This window comes from Staphylococcus sp. 191 (assembly GCF_011174885.1).
GTDB lineage: Bacteria > Bacillota > Bacilli > Staphylococcales > Staphylococcaceae > Staphylococcus > Staphylococcus coagulans.
In genome coordinates this window covers 16094-34932 of record NZ_PNRJ01000002.1, presented here as the reverse complement: position 1 = coordinate 34932, position 18839 = coordinate 16094, and the positions used below count along the sequence as shown (strand labels likewise).

General features: G+C 36.5%; 19 protein-coding genes. 13 read left to right on the top strand and 6 right to left on the bottom strand.

Going from position 1 to position 18839, the window contains the following annotated elements; genetic code table 11:
* Nucleotides 1–10 precede the first annotated feature (10 nt).
* The 6 genes from hutU to C1H58_RS02165 all read left to right on the top strand — a co-directional run bounded on the left by hutU (nucleotide 11) and on the right by C1H58_RS02165 (nucleotide 7871).
* On the top strand, nucleotides 11–1675 hold the full coding sequence (gene hutU, locus C1H58_RS02190) for a urocanate hydratase (protein ID WP_165545177.1): 1665 nt from the start codon (nucleotides 11–13) through the stop codon (nucleotides 1673–1675).
* Complete coding sequence (hutI, locus tag C1H58_RS02185; RefSeq protein ID WP_060829494.1) at nucleotides 1675–2913, top strand: imidazolonepropionase; 1239 nt, start codon at nucleotides 1675–1677, stop codon at nucleotides 2911–2913. The genes hutU and hutI overlap by 1 nt, the downstream gene beginning before the upstream one ends.
* A gap of 483 nt (nucleotides 2914–3396) precedes the next feature.
* Nucleotides 3397–4587, top strand: a complete 1191-nt coding sequence (locus tag C1H58_RS02180) for a SulP family inorganic anion transporter (RefSeq protein WP_060829495.1) — start codon at nucleotides 3397–3399, stop codon at nucleotides 4585–4587.
* The gene (locus C1H58_RS02175; protein ID WP_165545176.1) at nucleotides 4577–5707 is read left to right on the top strand and encodes an amidohydrolase; all 1131 of its coding nucleotides are present in this window, start codon (nucleotides 4577–4579) and stop codon (nucleotides 5705–5707) included. The genes C1H58_RS02180 and C1H58_RS02175 overlap by 11 nt, the downstream gene beginning before the upstream one ends.
* 213 nt (nucleotides 5708–5920) lie before the next feature.
* Nucleotides 5921–7222 carry a Na+/H+ antiporter NhaC family protein gene (locus C1H58_RS02170; protein ID WP_165545175.1) on the top strand — a complete coding sequence of 434 codons (1302 nt, stop codon included), beginning with the start codon at nucleotides 5921–5923 and terminating at the stop codon, nucleotides 7220–7222.
* Nucleotides 7223–7364: 142 nt separating this feature from the next.
* Nucleotides 7365–7871, top strand: a complete 507-nt coding sequence (locus tag C1H58_RS02165) for an SRPBCC family protein (protein ID WP_082165711.1) — start codon at nucleotides 7365–7367, stop codon at nucleotides 7869–7871.
* 226 nt (nucleotides 7872–8097) lie between these two features.
* Here the strand turns inward: C1H58_RS02165 and C1H58_RS02160 are convergent, their stop codons facing one another.
* The gene (locus C1H58_RS02160; RefSeq protein ID WP_165545174.1) at nucleotides 8098–8625 is read right to left on the bottom strand and encodes a hypothetical protein; all 528 of its coding nucleotides are present in this window, start codon (nucleotides 8623–8625) and stop codon (nucleotides 8098–8100) included.
* Nucleotides 8626–8826: 201 nt separating this feature from the next.
* On the opposite strand from C1H58_RS02160, the gene C1H58_RS02155 reads away from it, so the two are divergent.
* The 3 genes from C1H58_RS02155 to C1H58_RS02145 all read left to right on the top strand — a co-directional run bounded on the left by C1H58_RS02155 (nucleotide 8827) and on the right by C1H58_RS02145 (nucleotide 10525).
* Complete coding sequence (locus C1H58_RS02155) at nucleotides 8827–9762, top strand: bile acid:sodium symporter family protein (RefSeq protein ID WP_050345270.1); 936 nt, start codon at nucleotides 8827–8829, stop codon at nucleotides 9760–9762.
* A 177-nt stretch (nucleotides 9763–9939) separates the two neighbouring features.
* The gene (locus tag C1H58_RS02150) at nucleotides 9940–10215 is read left to right on the top strand and encodes a hypothetical protein (protein ID WP_165545173.1); all 276 of its coding nucleotides are present in this window, start codon (nucleotides 9940–9942) and stop codon (nucleotides 10213–10215) included.
* Nucleotides 10216–10333: 118 nt separating this feature from the next.
* Nucleotides 10334–10525, top strand: coding sequence for a hypothetical protein (locus tag C1H58_RS02145; protein ID WP_165545172.1), 192 nt, complete (start codon nucleotides 10334–10336; stop codon nucleotides 10523–10525).
* Nucleotides 10526–10694: 169 nt separating this feature from the next.
* On the opposite strand, the gene C1H58_RS02140 is transcribed toward C1H58_RS02145, so the two are convergent.
* The 3 genes from C1H58_RS02140 to C1H58_RS02130 all read right to left on the bottom strand — a co-directional run bounded on the left by C1H58_RS02140 (nucleotide 10695) and on the right by C1H58_RS02130 (nucleotide 12272).
* Nucleotides 10695–10877 carry a hypothetical protein gene (locus C1H58_RS02140; protein WP_050330143.1) on the bottom strand — a complete coding sequence of 61 codons (183 nt, stop codon included), beginning with the start codon at nucleotides 10875–10877 and terminating at the stop codon, nucleotides 10695–10697.
* A 1-nt stretch (nucleotide 10878) separates the two neighbouring features.
* Entirely contained in the window at nucleotides 10879–11217 is a 339-nt protein-coding gene (locus tag C1H58_RS02135) for a hypothetical protein (RefSeq protein ID WP_165545171.1), read from the bottom strand.
* 203 nt (nucleotides 11218–11420) lie between these two features.
* Nucleotides 11421–12272 carry a formate/nitrite transporter family protein gene (locus tag C1H58_RS02130; protein WP_165545170.1) on the bottom strand — a complete coding sequence of 284 codons (852 nt, stop codon included), beginning with the start codon at nucleotides 12270–12272 and terminating at the stop codon, nucleotides 11421–11423.
* Between the two features lie 319 nt (nucleotides 12273–12591).
* Here C1H58_RS02130 and C1H58_RS02125 point away from each other — a divergent pair, with 319 nt between their 5' ends.
* Nucleotides 12592–13980, top strand: a complete 1389-nt coding sequence (locus C1H58_RS02125) for an amino acid permease (protein WP_165545297.1) — start codon at nucleotides 12592–12594, stop codon at nucleotides 13978–13980.
* A gap of 104 nt (nucleotides 13981–14084) precedes the next feature.
* Here the strand turns inward: C1H58_RS02125 and C1H58_RS02120 are convergent, their stop codons facing one another.
* Entirely contained in the window at nucleotides 14085–14438 is a 354-nt protein-coding gene (locus C1H58_RS02120) for a hypothetical protein (protein ID WP_165545169.1), read from the bottom strand.
* A gap of 145 nt (nucleotides 14439–14583) precedes the next feature.
* Between C1H58_RS02120 and C1H58_RS02115 the strand changes: the two genes are divergently transcribed.
* A complete protein-coding gene (locus C1H58_RS02115) occupies nucleotides 14584–15300 on the top strand; it encodes a CPBP family intramembrane glutamic endopeptidase (protein WP_165545168.1) in 717 nt (238 codons plus the stop codon).
* A 173-nt stretch (nucleotides 15301–15473) separates the two neighbouring features.
* On the opposite strand, the gene C1H58_RS02110 is transcribed toward C1H58_RS02115, so the two are convergent.
* Nucleotides 15474–16175: a helix-turn-helix transcriptional regulator gene (locus tag C1H58_RS02110; RefSeq protein ID WP_165545167.1), complete on the bottom strand. Its 702-nt coding sequence runs from the start codon at nucleotides 16173–16175 to the stop codon at nucleotides 15474–15476.
* 413 nt (nucleotides 16176–16588) lie between these two features.
* Between C1H58_RS02110 and C1H58_RS02105 the strand changes: the two genes are divergently transcribed.
* Both C1H58_RS02105 and C1H58_RS02100 read left to right on the top strand, forming a co-directional pair.
* Nucleotides 16589–17386, top strand: coding sequence for an inositol monophosphatase family protein (locus C1H58_RS02105; protein WP_165545166.1), 798 nt, complete (start codon nucleotides 16589–16591; stop codon nucleotides 17384–17386).
* A 135-nt stretch (nucleotides 17387–17521) separates the two neighbouring features.
* A complete protein-coding gene (locus C1H58_RS02100; protein WP_165545296.1) occupies nucleotides 17522–18448 on the top strand; it encodes an LCP family glycopolymer transferase in 927 nt (308 codons plus the stop codon).
* Nucleotides 18449–18839: the final 391 nt, after the last annotated feature.

Genomic DNA, 18839 nt, shown 5'->3' with positions numbered 1-18839 from the left:
GAGATGCATTATGGCTAGAGAAGTTAAAGCGAAAAAAGGATTGGAAATCGAATGTAAAGGTTGGGAACAAGAGGCTGTCTTACGCATGCTCTATAATAATTTAGATCCGGAAGTTGCAGAACACCCCGACAAACTCGTCGTATATGGGGGCATCGGAAAAGCAGCAAGAAACTGGGAAAGTTTTGATGCGATTGTTAAAACGTTAAGACGATTAGAAAAAGATGAGACGATGCTCGTTCAATCAGGTAAACCAGTCGCAGTTTTTAAAACACATGAAGAAGCACCGCGCGTTTTAATTTCAAATTCTGTACTCGTACCGAAATGGGCCAATTGGGAACACTTCCATGAATTGGATCGTAAAGGCTTAATGATGTATGGCCAAATGACTGCGGGAAGTTGGATATATATCGGCTCACAAGGGATTGTTCAAGGGACATATGAAACGTTTGCAGAATTAGCAAAGCAGCATTTTAATGGCTCATTAAAAGGAACGATTACATTAACAGCTGGATTAGGGGGCATGGGTGGTGCACAACCACTCGCCGTGACGATGAATGAAGGGGTTGTGATTGGCGTAGACGTTGACCCCTCACGTATTCACAAACGGATTGATACAAAATACTGTGATATCATTACCGATTCTTTAGATGAAGCGCTAGAAAAAGCTGAAAAAGCCAAACAAAATGGTGAAGCATTAGCCATAGGACTCGTTGGAAATGCAGCTGAAGTTCATCATGAAATATTAAAACGAAACTTTAAAATTGATATTATTACGGACCAAACGTCAGCCCATGACCCGTTGAATGGTTATATTCCAGAAGGCTATTCTTTAGAAGAAGCGGAACAGTTGAGAGAAAGCGATCCTGAAGCCTATGTACAAAAATCACAACAGTCAATGAAAAAACACGTGGAAGCCATGTTGGCATTTCAAGAAAAAGGTGCCGTCGCTTTTGATTATGGCAATAACATCCGTCAAGTTGCTTATGACCAAGGGCTTGAAAATGCCTTCGATTTTCCTGGATTTGTACCAGCTTATATTCGACCTCTATTCTGTGAAGGAAAAGGGCCTTTCCGTTTTGCAGCATTGTCTGGTGATCCTAAAGATATTGAACGTGCAGACCAATTGATGCGCGAGCTTTTCCCTGAAGATGAAAAACTCATGCGCTGGTTAGATATGGCAACAGAGAAGATTGCCTTTCAAGGTTTACCGTCAAGAATTGCATGGTTAGGTTACGGTGAACGTGCGAAAATGGGGCTGGCATTAAATGAACTTGTGCGTAAAGGTGAAATTTCAGCACCAATTGTTATTGGACGTGACCATTTAGATTCTGGTTCAGTTGCCTCGCCAAATAGAGAAACAGAATCAATGAAAGACGGCTCGGATGCTGTCGGTGACTGGGCGATTTTAAATGCACTTATCAATACTGCAGCAGGTGGTTCATGGATTTCTGTGCATCATGGTGGCGGCGTAGGTATGGGTTATTCCTTACATGCAGGTATGGTCGTCGTCGCAGATGGAAGTGAACGTGCAGAAAGAAGATTAAAACGTGTATTGACTACGGATCCGGGTATGGGTGTAGTAAGACATGTAGATGCAGGCTATGACATTGCGATTGAAACAGCGCAAAGAAAAGGAATCGATATTCCAATGATGAAGAAGGAGGATGAAGCTTAATGGCATATGATTTAATCATTCAAAATATTAAAGAATTGATTTTGCCTAAATCTGTCGATCGACCTTTAAAAGGGAAAGAATTGGATGAATTAACAGTCATTCAAAATGGGACTGTTGTTGTTGATGACGGTAAAATTGTTTATTCAGGTCCATACACAGAAGACTATGAAGCTAAAGAAGTGATCGATGCCTCAAATCGTGTCGTTTCACCTGCCTTAGTGGATGCCCATACCCATCTTATTCATGGAGGCTCACGTGAACATGAAATGGCACTAAAAAGACAAGGTAAGTCATATTTAGAAATTTTAGAATCGGGTGGCGGTATTTTATCTACCGTTGAAGCGACACGTCAAGCAACGGAAGATGAGCTATTTGCCAAAGCAGAACACGCATTGTTAACGATGGTGCATCATGGCGTGTTAGCGGTAGAAAGTAAAAGTGGTTACGGCCTTGATAAAGAAAATGAATTAAAGCAGTTAAGAATATCTAATCGATTGGCAGAGAAATATGGTTTAACGATGCGACATACTTTTTTAGGGCCTCATGCTGTCCCTAAAGAAGCGACGTCTAATGCAGCCTTTTTACAAGAAATGATTGATTTACTACCCGAAGTGAAAGGATTAGCGGATTTTGCAGATATTTTCTGTGAGACAGGCGTTTTCACTATTGAAGAATCTCAACGATATATGGAAGCAGCTAAGGCACAAGGATTTAAAGTCAAAATTCATGCAGATGAAATTGATCCATTAGGGGGGTTAGGCCTTGCCATTGATGAAGAAGCGATTTCTGCAGATCATCTTGTTGCTTCAAGTGAAGAAGACAAAGCGAAGTTAAATCATTCGAACACAGTAGCGGTGCTCTTACCAGGGACAACATTTTATTTAGGGAAAGAAAGCTACGCCGATGCAAGAGGTATGTTAGATCATAATGGAGCGATTGCGATTGCTACGGATTACAACCCAGGAAGTTGTGTAACAAATAACTTACAAATGGTCATGGCGATTGCAGCTTTAAAATTAAAATTATCACCAAATGAAATATGGAATGCAGTTACAGTGAATGCAGCTAAGGCAATCGATGTGGATGCAGGTACAATTAATCCTGGTGATCAAGCGAATATTGTGATTTGGCATGCACCCAATCATGAATACGTTCCTTATCACTATGGGGTAAACCATGTAGAAAAAGTTATTCAAAAAGGACGTGTCATTGTAGACCGTCACTTGGGATTATTATAAGTTTAAGTTTACCATTCATTATAAGCGTTCAGGGCATAAAATCTTTGATAGCCTACTTTCCTGAACGCGATTGCTTAAGGGCTGAAGTCTCAACTCATAAATATCATTAAGTTATTTTGGGTTGTTACTCATTAAATAAAACGTAATCGACTTATTTTTACTATCATAGTGAAAGATGACATACGGAAATGAAGTATTAATGACGAGACGCCTGAGGGAAGAGGATGAGCCGAAGACTACAGGCTGAGACTGTTCCCTCGGAAAACAAAGTCATATCATACGAAGTTTTATCATTTAAAAGGGGGGCGCTAAGATGATTTTAACAGACAATCATCTTAGCGCTATTTATTTTGTAATGTATGTCACAGCCTCTTAATGATTAACGCAAAAAGCATATATGCGTAAAATGTATCGATATGTCAACTTAACTTTTTAAATTTGATACAATATATACAACTGTATACGAGACATGGGGGAATAGATATGAGGGGAGATGTATTGGCCTATTTAAATAGTTGGCGAGGCAGCGTCGCCCAAAATATCAGTGCAGGTATGCTCGTTGCGCTTGCGATGATACCGGGTGCCATTGCTTTTTCTTTTATCGCCGGTGTCAGTCCAACAATCGGGTTGTTGAGTTCTGCGTTGATGATGATGCTAATTAGTTTTCTTGGCGCGCGCCGCTTGATGGTATCAGCCCCGAGTAGTGGTGTGTCAATTGTTGCTGTATTGATTAATGAGCGTTACGGTATAGCAATGCTTATTGCGACGATGATCGTCATGGGGCTCTTTCAAATACTGTTTGCATTTTGTAATGTAGAAAAAATGATTTATAAAATTCCAGCACCAGTGGTCATTGGCTTTATGAATGCACTTGGCTATCTTCTACTCACTTCTCAGCTTAAGTATGTTGTAGGTCAGTCGGCTTTGACAAATATCATCACTTTAGGAAGTTTGTGTATGTTATTTTGGCTACCACACATTACTGAACGTGTTCCTGCCGCTTTGGTTACAATTCTATTTTTCTCACTTATTGCGGAATATTTCAACTTAGATTTAAAGTATGTGAAAGATTTAGCCAAGCTCCATTTTGAAATGCCATCAATCGGGTTTCCAGATGTACCGTTACAGTGGATGACCTTATTTGAAGTTGGGTTATTTGGATTAATGCTTGCTGTAGTTGCGACGATTCAAACAAGTTTGACTGTACAAATGATGGATAACTTCACCGATAATCAAAGTAGTATCAATAAGGAATCCTTTGGCCAAGGGTTAACGAATGCGCTTGTCGGTTTACTTGGTGGTATCGGGGGCAGTGCGCTTGTCGGACAGTCCAAGTATAACTACCAACTTGGCGCAACTTCCCGTTTATCGACTTTTACGACAGGCGTGATGTTATTGCTATTTCTCATGTTTTTAGGACCGATTGTCGGCCGTATTCCACTTGTTGTTTTAGCAATCGTATTGATGCGTATTGCGATGGGGACGTTTGAAAAACAAACGTTGGATTATATAAGAGAAAAACGCTGGATCGAATTTGGTACCATTTGCATTACATTCTTATTGATTATAGGAACACATCAATTAGCATTAGGGGTATTGATAGGAACGCTTATATTTTACCTTGTAAAACGATTTAAAAATGATATGAAAGGACGTGGCAATGATGCCAGTTGAACTGAACCAACTCATTGAATGGCGAAGAGCCTTTCATCATAATCCAGAATTATCCAATCAAGAATACGAGACAACGCAGCGGATTCGTGAAATTTTAACACTTTATGATATACAAATATTAAATACGCCGATTTCAACAGGGTTAGTTGCTGAAATCGGTCAAGGGGAAGAATTTATCGTCATTCGTTCTGACATTGATGCTTTACCTATTGAAGAACAAACCGCATTAAAATTTCGTTCTGAAAACAAAGGTGTGATGCACGCTTGTGGCCACGATATTCATATGGCTGCCATATTAGCTACAGCCATTCAATTGAAAGAACAGGAAGCGCAGTTGAAAAGCCGTGTCCGTATAATTTTTCAAGCCGCAGAAGAAATTAGTAAAGGGGCTTTTGAAGTGGTCAAAACGGGCGTGCTAGATGGTGCGAAGGCAATTTTAGGGTTCCACAATGATCCAACATTAAAAGTGGGTGAATGGCGTGCTAAAACAGGATTTATGACTTCGAATGTGGATCGTTTCATTATTCGAATCCATGGCATAGGTGCACATGCCGCGATGCCACACAATGCGAAAGATCCACACGTGATATTGAGTCAGCTCATTTCGAGTTTGCAAACGATCGTCAGTCGAAACATTGCACCACATGATGAAGCGGTTGTAACTATCGGGCAAGTGCATAGCGGCCACACTTGGAATGTCATTCCACAAGACGCTATGATAGAGGGCACAATTCGAAGTTTTAAAAAGGATGTTAGAGACCAGGTTGAAGCTCGTATGACTCAAATTTGTGAAGGACTCGCGCTCCAATTTGATGCTCAAGTTGATTTAGATTACCAACGTTTAGCAGGTGCGGTATTTAATGATGATACTTTACAACAAATGGCATTAAAAAGTGCAGAACATGTAGGCTATCAAGCTAACGTTTTACCTCGTGCCTTAACGATTGGGGAAGATTTTTCAGGTTATCAAGATGTCGCGCCAGTTCACTTTGCGATGATAGGTTCTGAAAGTCCATATCCGCTTCACCATGCACAATACAATCCTAATGAAGCCATTTTAGAAAAAGTACCAGCTTATTTTGTGGCTTTAATTCAAGAGATTTGGGAGGCTTCAAGTTGACATTGACGTTAAATTAGATTTCATGTATTGTTTAACAGTAAAATTCAATTTTAAATCAATACGCATATAAAAAGTTGACTTTTAAGGTTATTTTTAAAGGGATGTTTAAAAGGACAGATAAACAATGAATGATTTTGATATAAGGAAAGTTTTATTCTGTTGATGAAATTGAAAAAAAGGGGACTATACTTTTTATAAATAAGGAGTTTCAAAATGTCTAAACAATATCGAGATCAAAATAATCCGTGGGCATTAACACCGCTCGTTGTATTTATAAGTATTTTTTTAGGTGCCGGTATCATTACGAAGGATTTTACCTTTATGCCGTTAAATGTTGCCGCAATTATTGGCGTCGTTGTTGCACTTATGATGAATCGTCAAGAGAAGTTCACCACTAAAGTTGAAGTGTTTGCTCAAAAAGCAGGTCATCCTAATATTATTTTAATGATGTTTATCTTTATACTTGCAGGTGCGTTTTCAAAGACAGCCCAAGCTATGGGTGGTGTGACCTCAATAGTGAATCTAGGTTTGTCATTAATTCCACAAAATTATTTGATAGTCGGTCTATTTATCATTTGTATGTTTATCTCTATTTCAATGGGGACATCTGTTGGGACAGTGGCTGCGATTGCGCCAGTCGGTTTTGGGATTAGCCAAGCTACCGAAATTCCAGCAGCGTTAGCAATGGCGACAGTTGTTGGCGGCGCGATGTTCGGAGATAACTTGTCTATGATTTCTGATACGACAATAGCTGCCGTTCGCACACAAAAAACGCAAATGAGTGATAAGTTTAAAGTGAACTTTAGAATTGTAGTGCCAGGTGCACTGATTACCATTGTATTACTCTGGTGGCTCACAATGGGCTACCAAATTGATCATACAAAAACATATGATTACGAATGGTTTAAAGTGATTCCTTATTTGCTTGTATTGATTCTTGCGATTATCGGTGTGAATGTCATATTAGTATTATTAGGTGGCGTTGCACTTGCAGGTGTCATAGGGCTTATTGATCATGCATTTAGTTTTTCAGGTTTATTAAAAGTGATATCGGAAGGAATTATAGGTATGCAAGATATTGCTATGATTGCCTTATTGATTGGTGGTATGATTGGCCTTGTTGAGCACCACGGAGGTATTACTTGGCTATTAAACTTTGTTAAAAGTCGTGTTAAGTCTAGACGTGGCGCCGAATTTGGTATTGCTGGATTAGTGAGTATTGCAGATATCTCAACTGCAAACAATACGATTTCCATTATTATGGCAGGTCCCCTAGCAAAAGATATAGCGGATGAGTATCAAATTGATGCACGTAAATCGGCAAGTATTTTGGATATTTTTGGCAGTGCGTTTCAAGGATTTGTACCGTACAGTCCACAGTTGATTGCGGCAGCGGGTGTCGCGAGTATATCGCCCGTCATGTTATTACCTTATTCTATTTATCCGATTATGCTTGCTTTATGTGGTGTGGTGGCTATCATTTTTAACCTTCCAAGACTAGAACGCAAAAAATAGTGACATCTCTCTTAATATAAATTTGAAAAAACGTTTAGGAATAGTCTAGCAAAATAGGTTGTGAGATGTTCAATTTATTCGGTATGTGTATGGATTTAAGTTACAATAAACATGATGGAGTTCATCGGGAAAAGTATGGAGAATGGAAGTGAAGCATATGCAAAATGAATGGGTTGAAATAAAACTTGTACGTCTCATGAAGACGACACCAACAAGCGCGTATCGTGCATGGTTGGAGCCAGAGCAATTGAAAGAATGGTTTATGACTTCACGTCGTACGAATCAAGAATTAGAAAATCATCCAATAGAGGGCGGCACTTATAGAATAGTTGATCAACGTCAAGGCAAACGCTTGGAGATTGAAGGCGTTTATCAAACATTAGTTGAAGATACCCATATCATTCAAACGATTCAAATGCCCGAGTTTAGCGATGAAGCGGATGAAATTGAAGTTTACTTTGAAGAAAGAAGTCCAGGTATTACGCAGATGACGTTTTATTATAAAGGCCTAGTACCTAAAGAAAGACGATTGACAAACTTAGAATACAAACAGAAGAAAAAAGCTTATCACGATCATACGGCACATGGTTTTGAATTAATGTTTGATACGTTACAACAAGAACTAGAAGCGCAGCAAGATGTAAATTAGAACGCGCCTATTTTATGGTTTGGGAGCTATGTTGCGTCATTAACAAAAGAAACTAAAATTAAGATAACTAAAAATGCTCGAAATATGCATCGGTCAACATTCCGGGGTGCACAATTCGAGCTAGTCTAAACGAGGCGGGGCGGAAATCAATTTTTGCCCCGCCTAAAATTATGAACAAATGTTTAATGTGCGTAGGTCTATATTGAGGACATAGAATTGTATCGCTCTATGAAATACGCGATTGACGATAACAACGAGCAGGCGCACTTGCTTGACAAATATCAATATGACGCGTTGCTAACGTAGCAATGAGTTGACATAGTATTTCTGGCGTTGTTGTGACTTTCAATTTGTCTTTTGCAAAACTATAGTGAATACGCTTGTTTTGAAAAACATTTAAAATATCTATGACTTTATCTTTAATAAAAGGATCATTCAATCCATCAATTTGTATTTCAAATCGATTTTCTTCACGAGGTCGGATTTGAAGTGGCTCCATTGATTCAAGTAATGACAAAGGTACGATTTGATAGATACGATAATGGTGAAAGCTGATAAAACTGATGACATAAGGAAGCGCACGCTTAGGAATTTGAATCTTAAGCATGTGCTTTTGTTGATGTTTAGTCCATTCAGCATGAATAACAACCTGGAGGTTAACTTGGCGTAATAATTTCAACAATTTATGTCGTGCCATACGATGGTTCATTTGATCTATATTTAAAATAAAAGTTTCTAGTTTATCAATTATCATTGCAATTCCTCATTTAAATTTTTCTTACATCTATTGTAGCATGATAAATTTTTGAAATCAGTAAGACTATAGATGTAAAAATAAAATGTGTGGGACGATATTGAATGGTTGTTTTAGTTGAATAAGTGTAAAAAAGAGGTTGTAGACCATCTATAATTATGCTAATATTCAGATTATTAAAACAATTAAGGAGTGAAGCCTATGTTACAACGTATTGGCCAATTTGCATCTCGAACTTTTTTATTTTGGATGTTACTGGCAAGTCTACTCGCATTTTTTGTTCCCAGTATTTTTATAGGTTTTGGAGGCATCATTCCTTATTTATTAGGTGTTGTTATGTTAGGGATGGGATTGACCGTTAGTCTGGATGACTTTAAGCTCATTTTAAAAGAGCCTAAGCCCGTGATTATCGGTGTTTTTTTACAATACACAATTATGCCATTTGCTGCATACGCCGTTGTAAAATTATTTCATCTACCCGCAGATATCGCCATCGGTGTGTTACTCGTCGGCTGTTGTCCGGGAGGAACATCGAGCAATGTTGTCAGTTATCTTGCTAAAGGCAATGTGTCGTTATCCGTTACGATTACTTCAATCTCAACAATTTTAGCGGCTATTTTAACCCCTGTTCTTATGTTTCTACTTGCTCGAGAATGGATGAATGTTTCATTACTTGCAATGTTTCTTTCAGTTGTAAAAGTTGTCTTATTCCCATTGCTTTTAGGTATTCTTATTCAAAAATATATGAAGCGTGTTGCACACGTAGGGACTGACATTTTACCTCTTATTTCTGTTGTTGCGATCTCTATTATTTTAGGTGCGGTTGTTGCTTCTAGTAAAGCTCTGATTGTGGAAACAGGGCTACTTATTTTTGTTGTCGTCATCTTACATAATGTGCTCGGTTATACAATTGGTTATGTTTTAGCACATCTTTTTAAACTTAATTATAAAGATAAAAAGACTGTAGCAATAGAAGTCGGGATGCAAAATTCTGGATTAGCTGCCTCACTTGCAACGGTTCATTTTAATCCATTAGCTGCAGTACCAGGAGCGGTATTTAGTTTTATTCATTTAGTCACGGGCCCATTACTTGCACGTTATTGGGCGGCAAGAACAAAGGAAGATTTGGAGTTATAAATCGGGTTAAAGCCTTGTATCAACTATAAAAAAGATATCCAACAATTCAACGGATCAGAGCAAAACTTTTTTAGCTTAGCAATAACTTTAGTAAAGTATATTTTACTTTTTTGTTAGGTTGTGCGAAAATATGATTTGAATATATCGAAAAGTAGTGCTAGGAAAGGTTGTGAAACGATGGCCAAAGTCCTTCAAAATTATTTTATAACGCTCACTGTATTATTAATGATGTTGTTATTATCTGTTGGGTTTATTGCTCAGTTTCAAAATGGCTTCGTGTTGGTCTTATCAATGACAGTGACATTAACAGTGATCAATTTTGCGATTGAGTCATGGTTGCTTAGAGCAGCTTTACCACCAGCAAAAGTACATTTGATTCAGTCTCTTGTGTTTCCTTTGTCCATCGTTATCATGGGAATCATTTCCTTTATCGTTTTACCTGTCGTCTCTTAAGAAAATAAGGGCGGCTCGTTTTTTAGTTAAACGATATAGGCTAAGAAACAATAGCATGGTAAGATAAGAACGCACATTGATATCGTGCTAAAACGATAGCGATACAGGAGTGTAAAGTATGAGTTTAGAGGGAATTTTGTTTTTTATAGTTGGACCACTCATTATTTTAGTAGGTAACTTGGTACTTGCACCACGTTTTCAAAAGCATATTCCGATGCGTATTCATGTGCTTTCAGGCATCGTCGGTCTTATTATTTATGCTGTATTTGCCGCTGTAATCTACTATTTCTTTTTACAAGGGAAAATTTAATAATGATTTTAAAACAATCTGAGTCAAATGGCTCAGTTATATGTGAACCCGAGCCTTTCATGATTTGATGAAAAGCTCGGGTTTAATAATATGCGATGATATTAAAATTATTGTTGTTGTCATTTTATTTTCTGTTTTGAAGCGTTTCAAACAGTGTCCAACTAAAGCGTTAAGTCAATAAAATGATAGCTGTAATAATTAATACTAATAGTATAGCGTCCACACCGACCATTAATTGGTAACGTGTATTTGGATTACCTTCTTTAGATGTTTTGTAAAGCATGTATACATTTGGTACAAAGCTCAATAGCAAAATGCCAATAATAATAAATCCAATCGTTTGTGTCGACATCTCAATCTCTCCTTTGCATACGATAACGAATCCATCCAACCGCAATACCCAACACAATACCTGTCAAACAGCCAATGAGCGGCTGATTAAAAAGAATGCCTGCTAAGAGTCCAATAATGAGCCCAATCAGTAAAGGAGGACCAAAAAGTTGTTTTCGTTCATCTGAACTTAAAATACTGAATGTCAAAATATATAAGACTGCGAATACGACAGCAACCATGATAGATTTAGTTGCTAATGCTATGGGCGAAACGCCATATTGATTTACATTGATGACAAAGAAAAAAACGCCTAAAAGTAAAGCGATAATCAGTCCCTTGATGATGCGTGCTTTATTCATAATCTAACTCCTTGTGCAATGAATTGATACCATTATAACACGAAAAGTTTTGAACGTCGGCTCGCTTGAAGGCCATTCAGTATTGTTCGAGTCAAGGGGGTGACTCACGTTTTAAGAGATAAAATCAATATCACTGATATGTTACACGACACGAATGGATTAAAGTATTGAAACCAGTTGTGAGACTAGGATTATAGCTTCCTTTATTTGATATTGTCATTCACTTGTTGATTTTTAATCACTTTAAATTGGCCATGATCATTTAAATAGGCATAGAATAGTCCAATAATCAAACCACCGCCGATATAATTACCGATAAAGGCAGCAACTAAGTTTTTTAATACATGAAAAATATGAAATGCCTCTGTTTGATAAATAAAGCTAGCAACGAAAAGACACGCATTGTAAACAACGTGTTCGTAACCCATAAAAGCGAAAATCGTTACACCAAACATCATGACAAACATTTTAGCCATAACATCTTCAATTTGCATTGCAATGACAAGTGATATATTAATAAAAAAGTTGGCGAAAATAGCACGAACCAAAATGTTTTGAAAACTGTATTGAATGGATTTAACTTGAACCGTATGATTGAGCATTTCAAGCATTTCAACTGTCATGACATCTGTCAGTGAAATTAAGCCAAATAACACAATCGCTCCTAAAATATTTCCTAGGAAACAAAGGAAAAAGATTTTTAACACACGCGAAGGTCGAATAAGACGGTAATACAGACCAACTGTAAAATACATAAAATTACTCGTTAATAACTCAGAATTTGTAAATAGAATTAAAACAAGGGCGAAACTAAAGGTAATGGCACCTGCCATATTGACTACACCAGGTGCGACATCGGGTGCAAAAGTTGTTTTTACCATTAAAACGAATACTGCAATAATACTAATAATAAATCCTGCCATCATAGCTCTTAATAAATAGCGCCTCAGATAAAAGCTTTGCAAAATATCTTTCTTTTGAATCGTGTCAATGATGTTTGACACCCACTTGCGACCGTAGAAGATTGTATCCCATTTTATGTTTGTTTCTTTCATGTGTTAGAAATTCCTTTCTTCAATTTTCTACCATAGTATAAACATTTCACAACAAAATGTGAATACATTCACAATTAGGGGTTGTGTCAATATTTCAACAACTTTTACAATTCAAAAATATGCGAACATATATGTTTGTAAATTGAGTTATATTTCAAACTTCAATTTGTTGAATTATTTTTTAAAGTAATATATTTCTTCAAAACAAAGATAAATGGGGTGATAATTTTTTCTCCACAGCAATCTCAAGTGTAGTATAATAGCGACATGCACGGTGCAACATCATTTTATGAGTAGGGGTTAAAAGGAGATGGAAGCAATGGAAGAAAACCAGTTACACAGAGGTCTGAGTTCACGACAGATTCAAATGATTGCGCTAGGTGGTACAATTGGCGTCGGATTATTTATGGGTGCTTCGAGCACAATTGCTTGGACGGGGCCATCTGTTATTTTTGCATATTTACTTGCGGGATTATTTTTATTTTTAATTATGCGTGCAATGGGTGAGATGGTCTATTTAGATCCATCTACCGGATCATTTGCCAATTATGCAACAGATTACATACATCCAGTTGCAGGTTACGTCACTGCATGGGCGAATATCTTTCAATGGATAGTAGTTGGTATGTCTGAAGTAATTGCGGTCGGTGAATATATGAAGTTTTGGTGGCCGGAATTACCATCATGGATTCCAGGTATCATTGTAATTGTTATTTTAACTTTAGCGAATGCTATATCTGTAAAAGCATTTGGCGAGTTTGAATTTTGGTTTGCTATGATTAAAATCGTCACAATTATATTAATGATTATTGCCGGATTTGGATTGATTTTCTTCGGATTAGGGAACGGAGGACATCCAATCGGTTTAAGTAATTTAACTGCACACGGTGGCTTTATGCCAAATGGTTGGTTAGGTTTCTTCTTTGCATTATCAATTGTTATCGGTTCTTATCAAGGGGTTGAATTAATCGGTATTACAGCGGGAGAAACGAAAGATCCACAAAAGAATATTAAAAAGGCTGTCAACGGCGTCATTTGGCGTATTTTAATTTTCTATATCGGTGCTATTTTTGTGATTGTCACTGTGTATCCTTGGAACGAGTTACATGATATTGGTAGTCCATTTGTCGCAACATTTGCAAAAGTAGGGATTACAATTGCAGCAGGGTTAATCAACTTTGTCGTTATTACGGCTGCGATGTCAGGATGTAATTCAGGTATTTTTAGCTCAAGTCGAATGATTTTTACACTTGCACAACATCGACAACTACCAGCGATTTTTACAAAAGTTATGAGAAATGGTGTGCCTTTCTACACGGTATTAGCCGTTTCTACGGGGATACTCATCGGTGTCATTTTAAATGTTGTATTGCCTATGATTATTGAAGGATCAGAAAGTATTTTTGTATATGTTTATAGTGCTTCAATCTTACCAGGTATGATTCCATGGTTTATGATTTTATTGAGCCATATACAATTTAGAAAGAAATATCCAGAAAAAATCGAAAATCATCCTTTTAAAATGCCGTTCGCACCTGTAAGTAACTATTTGACAATCGTATTCTTATTAATGGTATTAGTAGGTATGGTAATTAATGATGAAACACGTGTATCTGTGATTATCGGTTTCTTGTTCTTAGGATTTATGGCTGTATTTTTCTTTTTACGCGGTTATCATAAACGCGATAAAGAAGAATTAAAATTGTAAGAGTGAGATAGATATTATAATCAAATGTTCAACTCGGTATCCATACTGAGTTCTTGTATAGAAGTGAGTTCCTTTAAAAGGTCTCGCTTCTTTTTTTAATGGGGTTAGTAATCACAATGTGAGATATTAAAATGGGCTGCGGCTTGATTAATCACGTGGAGGTAACCGTTATTAACGCGTCTTTGACTGCCAAAATCGATAAGAACGAGTGGATTATGATAGAGATTGTGTAAACATGCATAATATATCTCATAACTATATGTTGTCGGTAAGATGATATCATCAGGATGAGGAAGGCTTTCAAATAAGCGTGTTACTTTATTTTGAAGAGTTGTTAATAAGACGTTAGCTTCGTCTAAATCTTTTTGATAGACAAGGTCAAAATTCAAAACTATTTTTTGCAATGCTACAAGATTTTTAAACGCTTGCATACTATTTGGTATATCCTTTTGAATCATAGTTGCCTTCCTTTCATTAAATATTATATAGTATAACATAACGCTAATGATTTTATTATGACTTTTATAAAAATGTAATTTTAAAAATACAATTGTCATATGAGTAAAGCAAAAATTAAAATGATTGCGGTAGAAAGGATTCAAAATGTCAAATTATAGTTGGAAAGCCATCGCATGGCGAGATTTATGGTTGATCCCTATTTTATTTGTGACAACACTCTTTTTTGGGTTCACAGTTTCATTGGCGGTGATATTGCTTTTTGGAATAAATAAAGAAGAATTTTTCAATGATATCTATGTAGATGTATCGGAAGTGATTTCTTCAATACTTGCATACCTTACAGTGATCATGAGTTTTTATTTATTACATCGAAAAGAGATGAAACAGCGATTCAGAAGAAGTATTCAAGGTGTCAAACAGTACGGATTATGGATAGTGGGCACATATATTGTGACTTTGGTATTATTATACGTCTACAGTTATGTATTTCGTTTTATACCCGAACGTTATCAATATGGTACGACACAAAATGAACTAGCATTAGATGCATTAATGGATATTCCAGCACTTTTGCCCTTTAACTTTTTGTTGATTGTAATAGTAGGGCCTATATTTGAAGAAATATTCTTTAGACATCTTTTAATTGGTGAGTTAGGTAAGAAGCTTAATTTTAATGTGATGGCGGTTGTTTCAGTGATTCTATTTGCAGCAAGTCACGTGACTGGTGCAGCTTCTCCTTTTGAAATTGTGGATTACCTTATTATTTCAATTCCGCTTGTCTTTTTATATATGAAGAGTGGTCGTAATTTGGGTGTCTCTATCGCATTTCATATGTTAAATAATTTGATTAGCTTTTTCTAGTAGAGGTAGCTTTACTGTGAATTGATATTCGTAAATAAAGGGGGACACATTGAGGCATCTCATGTCTCAATGAAAATCAGTTATCGCCGACATAAAAAGTGAACTACTCATAGGATGACGACATCTTGTAAATTTGTAAAAAACCAATGTTTCCAGTTTAGAAACATTGGTTTTTATTGTACGTTGTTTTTATTTAAATATTGATCATAATTTTTGAGTGTAATATCGTTTGTTTTAATTGATTTATGGAATGAATAAGAAATATCTTCAATCGTTGATAAATCAATATAACGTGTGTAGCCGCCACCAATATGATACACCACAGCTTGCCAGCGATGGCGTTGCGCGATTAAACCAATAAAGATGACATTCTCAAAATGATGTTGGCCATATGTGTCGACTTTATAATCAACCCCCATTACTTTACGTTCTTGACAATAAATTAGAATGTCATCAAAGTGGGGCGGATTTTTATCTATTGGAGGAGATTCATATAAAATATATTCATCAAGTTGGCGTAATGAACGTCGAATTGTTGTATTAGGTTGACGTAAAATCTTTTGGATGAGTGCTGATGTTTCTTTTGAATAAGGCAATATAGATTGAGACTGGCTTTCTCTTAAAATCATATAAAGCGCATGAAGTTCATGATCATTAATTTCTAAGTGATGTTGTTGTTGTTTAGATTGTAATTGGTAGCCGCCGTGTTTACCTGCACGTGCTAAAATTTGAACCCCATTTTTTTCGAGTTCATGCATATCACGTAGAATCGTACGTTTTGAAACATTTAGTGCTTTTGCGAGTTCTTGTGCAGTCATGTGTTGCTGTTGCTGTATTAATGCTATTAGTTTATTTTGTCGTGTTTCTTTATTCATAAAAAATCACTCCAATCAACCTACCATAGTTATTAATATTATATCATAATTATAAGCTAAATATAGCGCAACGCATATTTTGAGCAATACGACTACAAAAGTGATATTTGTAAATAAAAATAATAAAAAACTTGTAGAAAACGCTTACATTTTGTTTGTGGATATGTTATATTGTATTTAGCTACAGGGGGATGGTACACAGCATATTCAAAAAGGGGTAGCTATCGTGATTGATAGTAAAGTTTGAAAATGATAGGTTGTACTTATTCTAGTTTAACATCTTCAATATTTATTACTTACTTTCCTTTCTATGCCGGTTGGTTAAATCCAACCGGTTTTCTTTTCGTATTTAACTGTTTCATTAAAGCGACATTATGTATAATGAAGATGACTTTGAAAAGGAGTGATTCATCATGTCGACGATAAAGACATTGCGAGAAATAGATCAGCAAGTACAGATATGGATTTCTGAAATGCGGCGTGAACTTCCACAACTGATACAACATATGAAAACGAATACGAAATCCAACCGTTTTGATTTAGTTACGAATGTAGATTGCACAATCGAATCACGTTTCGAACAGTTTTTGAAATCTCAATTTCCGGACCATCAATTATATGGTGAAGAAGCCCACCATCAAACTGAACGATTAAAAGAAGGACATACGTGGTTGATTGACCCCATTGATGGAACGGCCAACTTAGTCAAGCAACAAGATGATTTTTGTATGATTATAGGTTATTTTGTCGATGGTATACCACAATTATCTTATATATATGATTACCCTAGAGAAAAGCTCTATCGTGCTATCAAAGGGGAGGGTGCCTATTTAAATGAAGAAAAAATTGAGCTACCTACGTCAATGGCTATCGAAGACACCATCCTTTCATTTAATAACAAGGTTTTAAATGAACCTACAATTCAGCAACTATTAAATGAATCATTTGGTTATCGTCTCATTGGTTCTTGTGGTTTAGATTCAGCCCGAGTCATTATGGGACAATTCGGCGCCCATATACATACAAATGCCAAACCATGGGATATTGGTGCACAGTTTTTGTTTGCTGAAGTGTTAGGACTGAAAATGACAGATTTTAATCGTCAGCCGATTGATTTTACAACAGGTGGTCCATATATTATTAGTAATCCTGGATGCTACGATGCGGTTTTAAATATTTTGAATAGTGACGGCGGTTACAAAAAATCATAGTTGCGTCTAAAGCCCGATTGATAGTCACTCGATTTGAGATACAATGCTATATGATATTACTAAATTTAAAGCAGAATTGACCATTATAAACGAGAAAGAAGTGATTATTTGGAATATAGACGAGCTAAAAAACGCATGAACCCAATTATGAAGGGGGTGCTTTGGTTTGTTGGAATTCTCTTCGTATTAGCCATCATAGCCATTGCCTATCTTGCGTTTAAAATATTTGCAGTAGGTGGCGCCATTCACAATCCATTAGATAGAAATCATTCAGAGTTACGTTCAGGTAAAGTAGATTTAAGTAAGGGAGAGCCTTTCTCTATCGCATTATTTGGTGTAGACTCAGATGCTAAACGTGAAACCGAGGGAATTGGTAAAAGAAGCGATACGATTATGTTACTTTCTGTAAATCCAAGTAAGAAAACAACGCAATTGATTAGTATTCCTCGTGATACGCAAGCTGAAATTGTAGGAAGAGGAACCACTGAAAAGATTAATCACGCATACGCTTATGGTGGTCCCAATATGGCGGTTAAGTCTTTAGAAAAACTTATGAATGTGCCGATTGACCATTATGCGACAGTAGACATGGACGGCTTGAAAGATATGATAGATACACTTGATGGCATTAATGTCGTAAGCAATGCCACTTTCACAGCAGAAGGCCATTCTTTTACAAAAGGTCAGAAAGTTCATTTAAATGGAGAAACTGCGATGGCTTTCATAAGAAGCCGTAAAGAAGAAGGTGCTGGTGGAGATTTCGGTCGACAAGAGCGCCAACAACTTGTTTTACAAGGTATTGCGGATAAACTGACAAGTGTTTCATCTATCACTAATTTTAATTCATTGATGGATCAAATAAGTAAAAATGTTAAAACAGATTTAACGATTGGAGAATTAAATCAAATTCGAAGTCAATATAGCGATGCCAATGACCATGTGAAACGTCATCAACTCGATGGTTCAGGTGGTATCCAAAGTGATGGACTTTATTACTTCGTGCCTGATGATGGTCAAAAACAATCATTAGCACAAATGTACAAAGAAAATCTAGGTTTATAGTTAAATATGGAAAGGTGGGAAAACGATTCAATGTCGTTCTCCCGCCTTTTTTATTGTGCATTTGTCTTAATGAACTATGAAAAAAGATAATGAGGAAAAATTGGACCGTGTATTGACCCTCATGAATCGAAATGAAGATTTGTTCACTGTTTACAAGGCGGGCATTTGATTTCGCTGAATATATGTCTATGTCGATTTTTTAGTTTGAACAATAATATCGACAATTTTAAGGAGAGTATCGTTTCTAACAGAACGTTCATTGAAATAAAAAGGGGGCACGGAGTAAAATAAAAGATATATGCAAGAAAAATTTGATTTGAAGCCATGCGATTCTTTCTTTATTGGGTTGACTGTTATTTAAAAATAAACAGTGAACGACCTGTGTTACTAC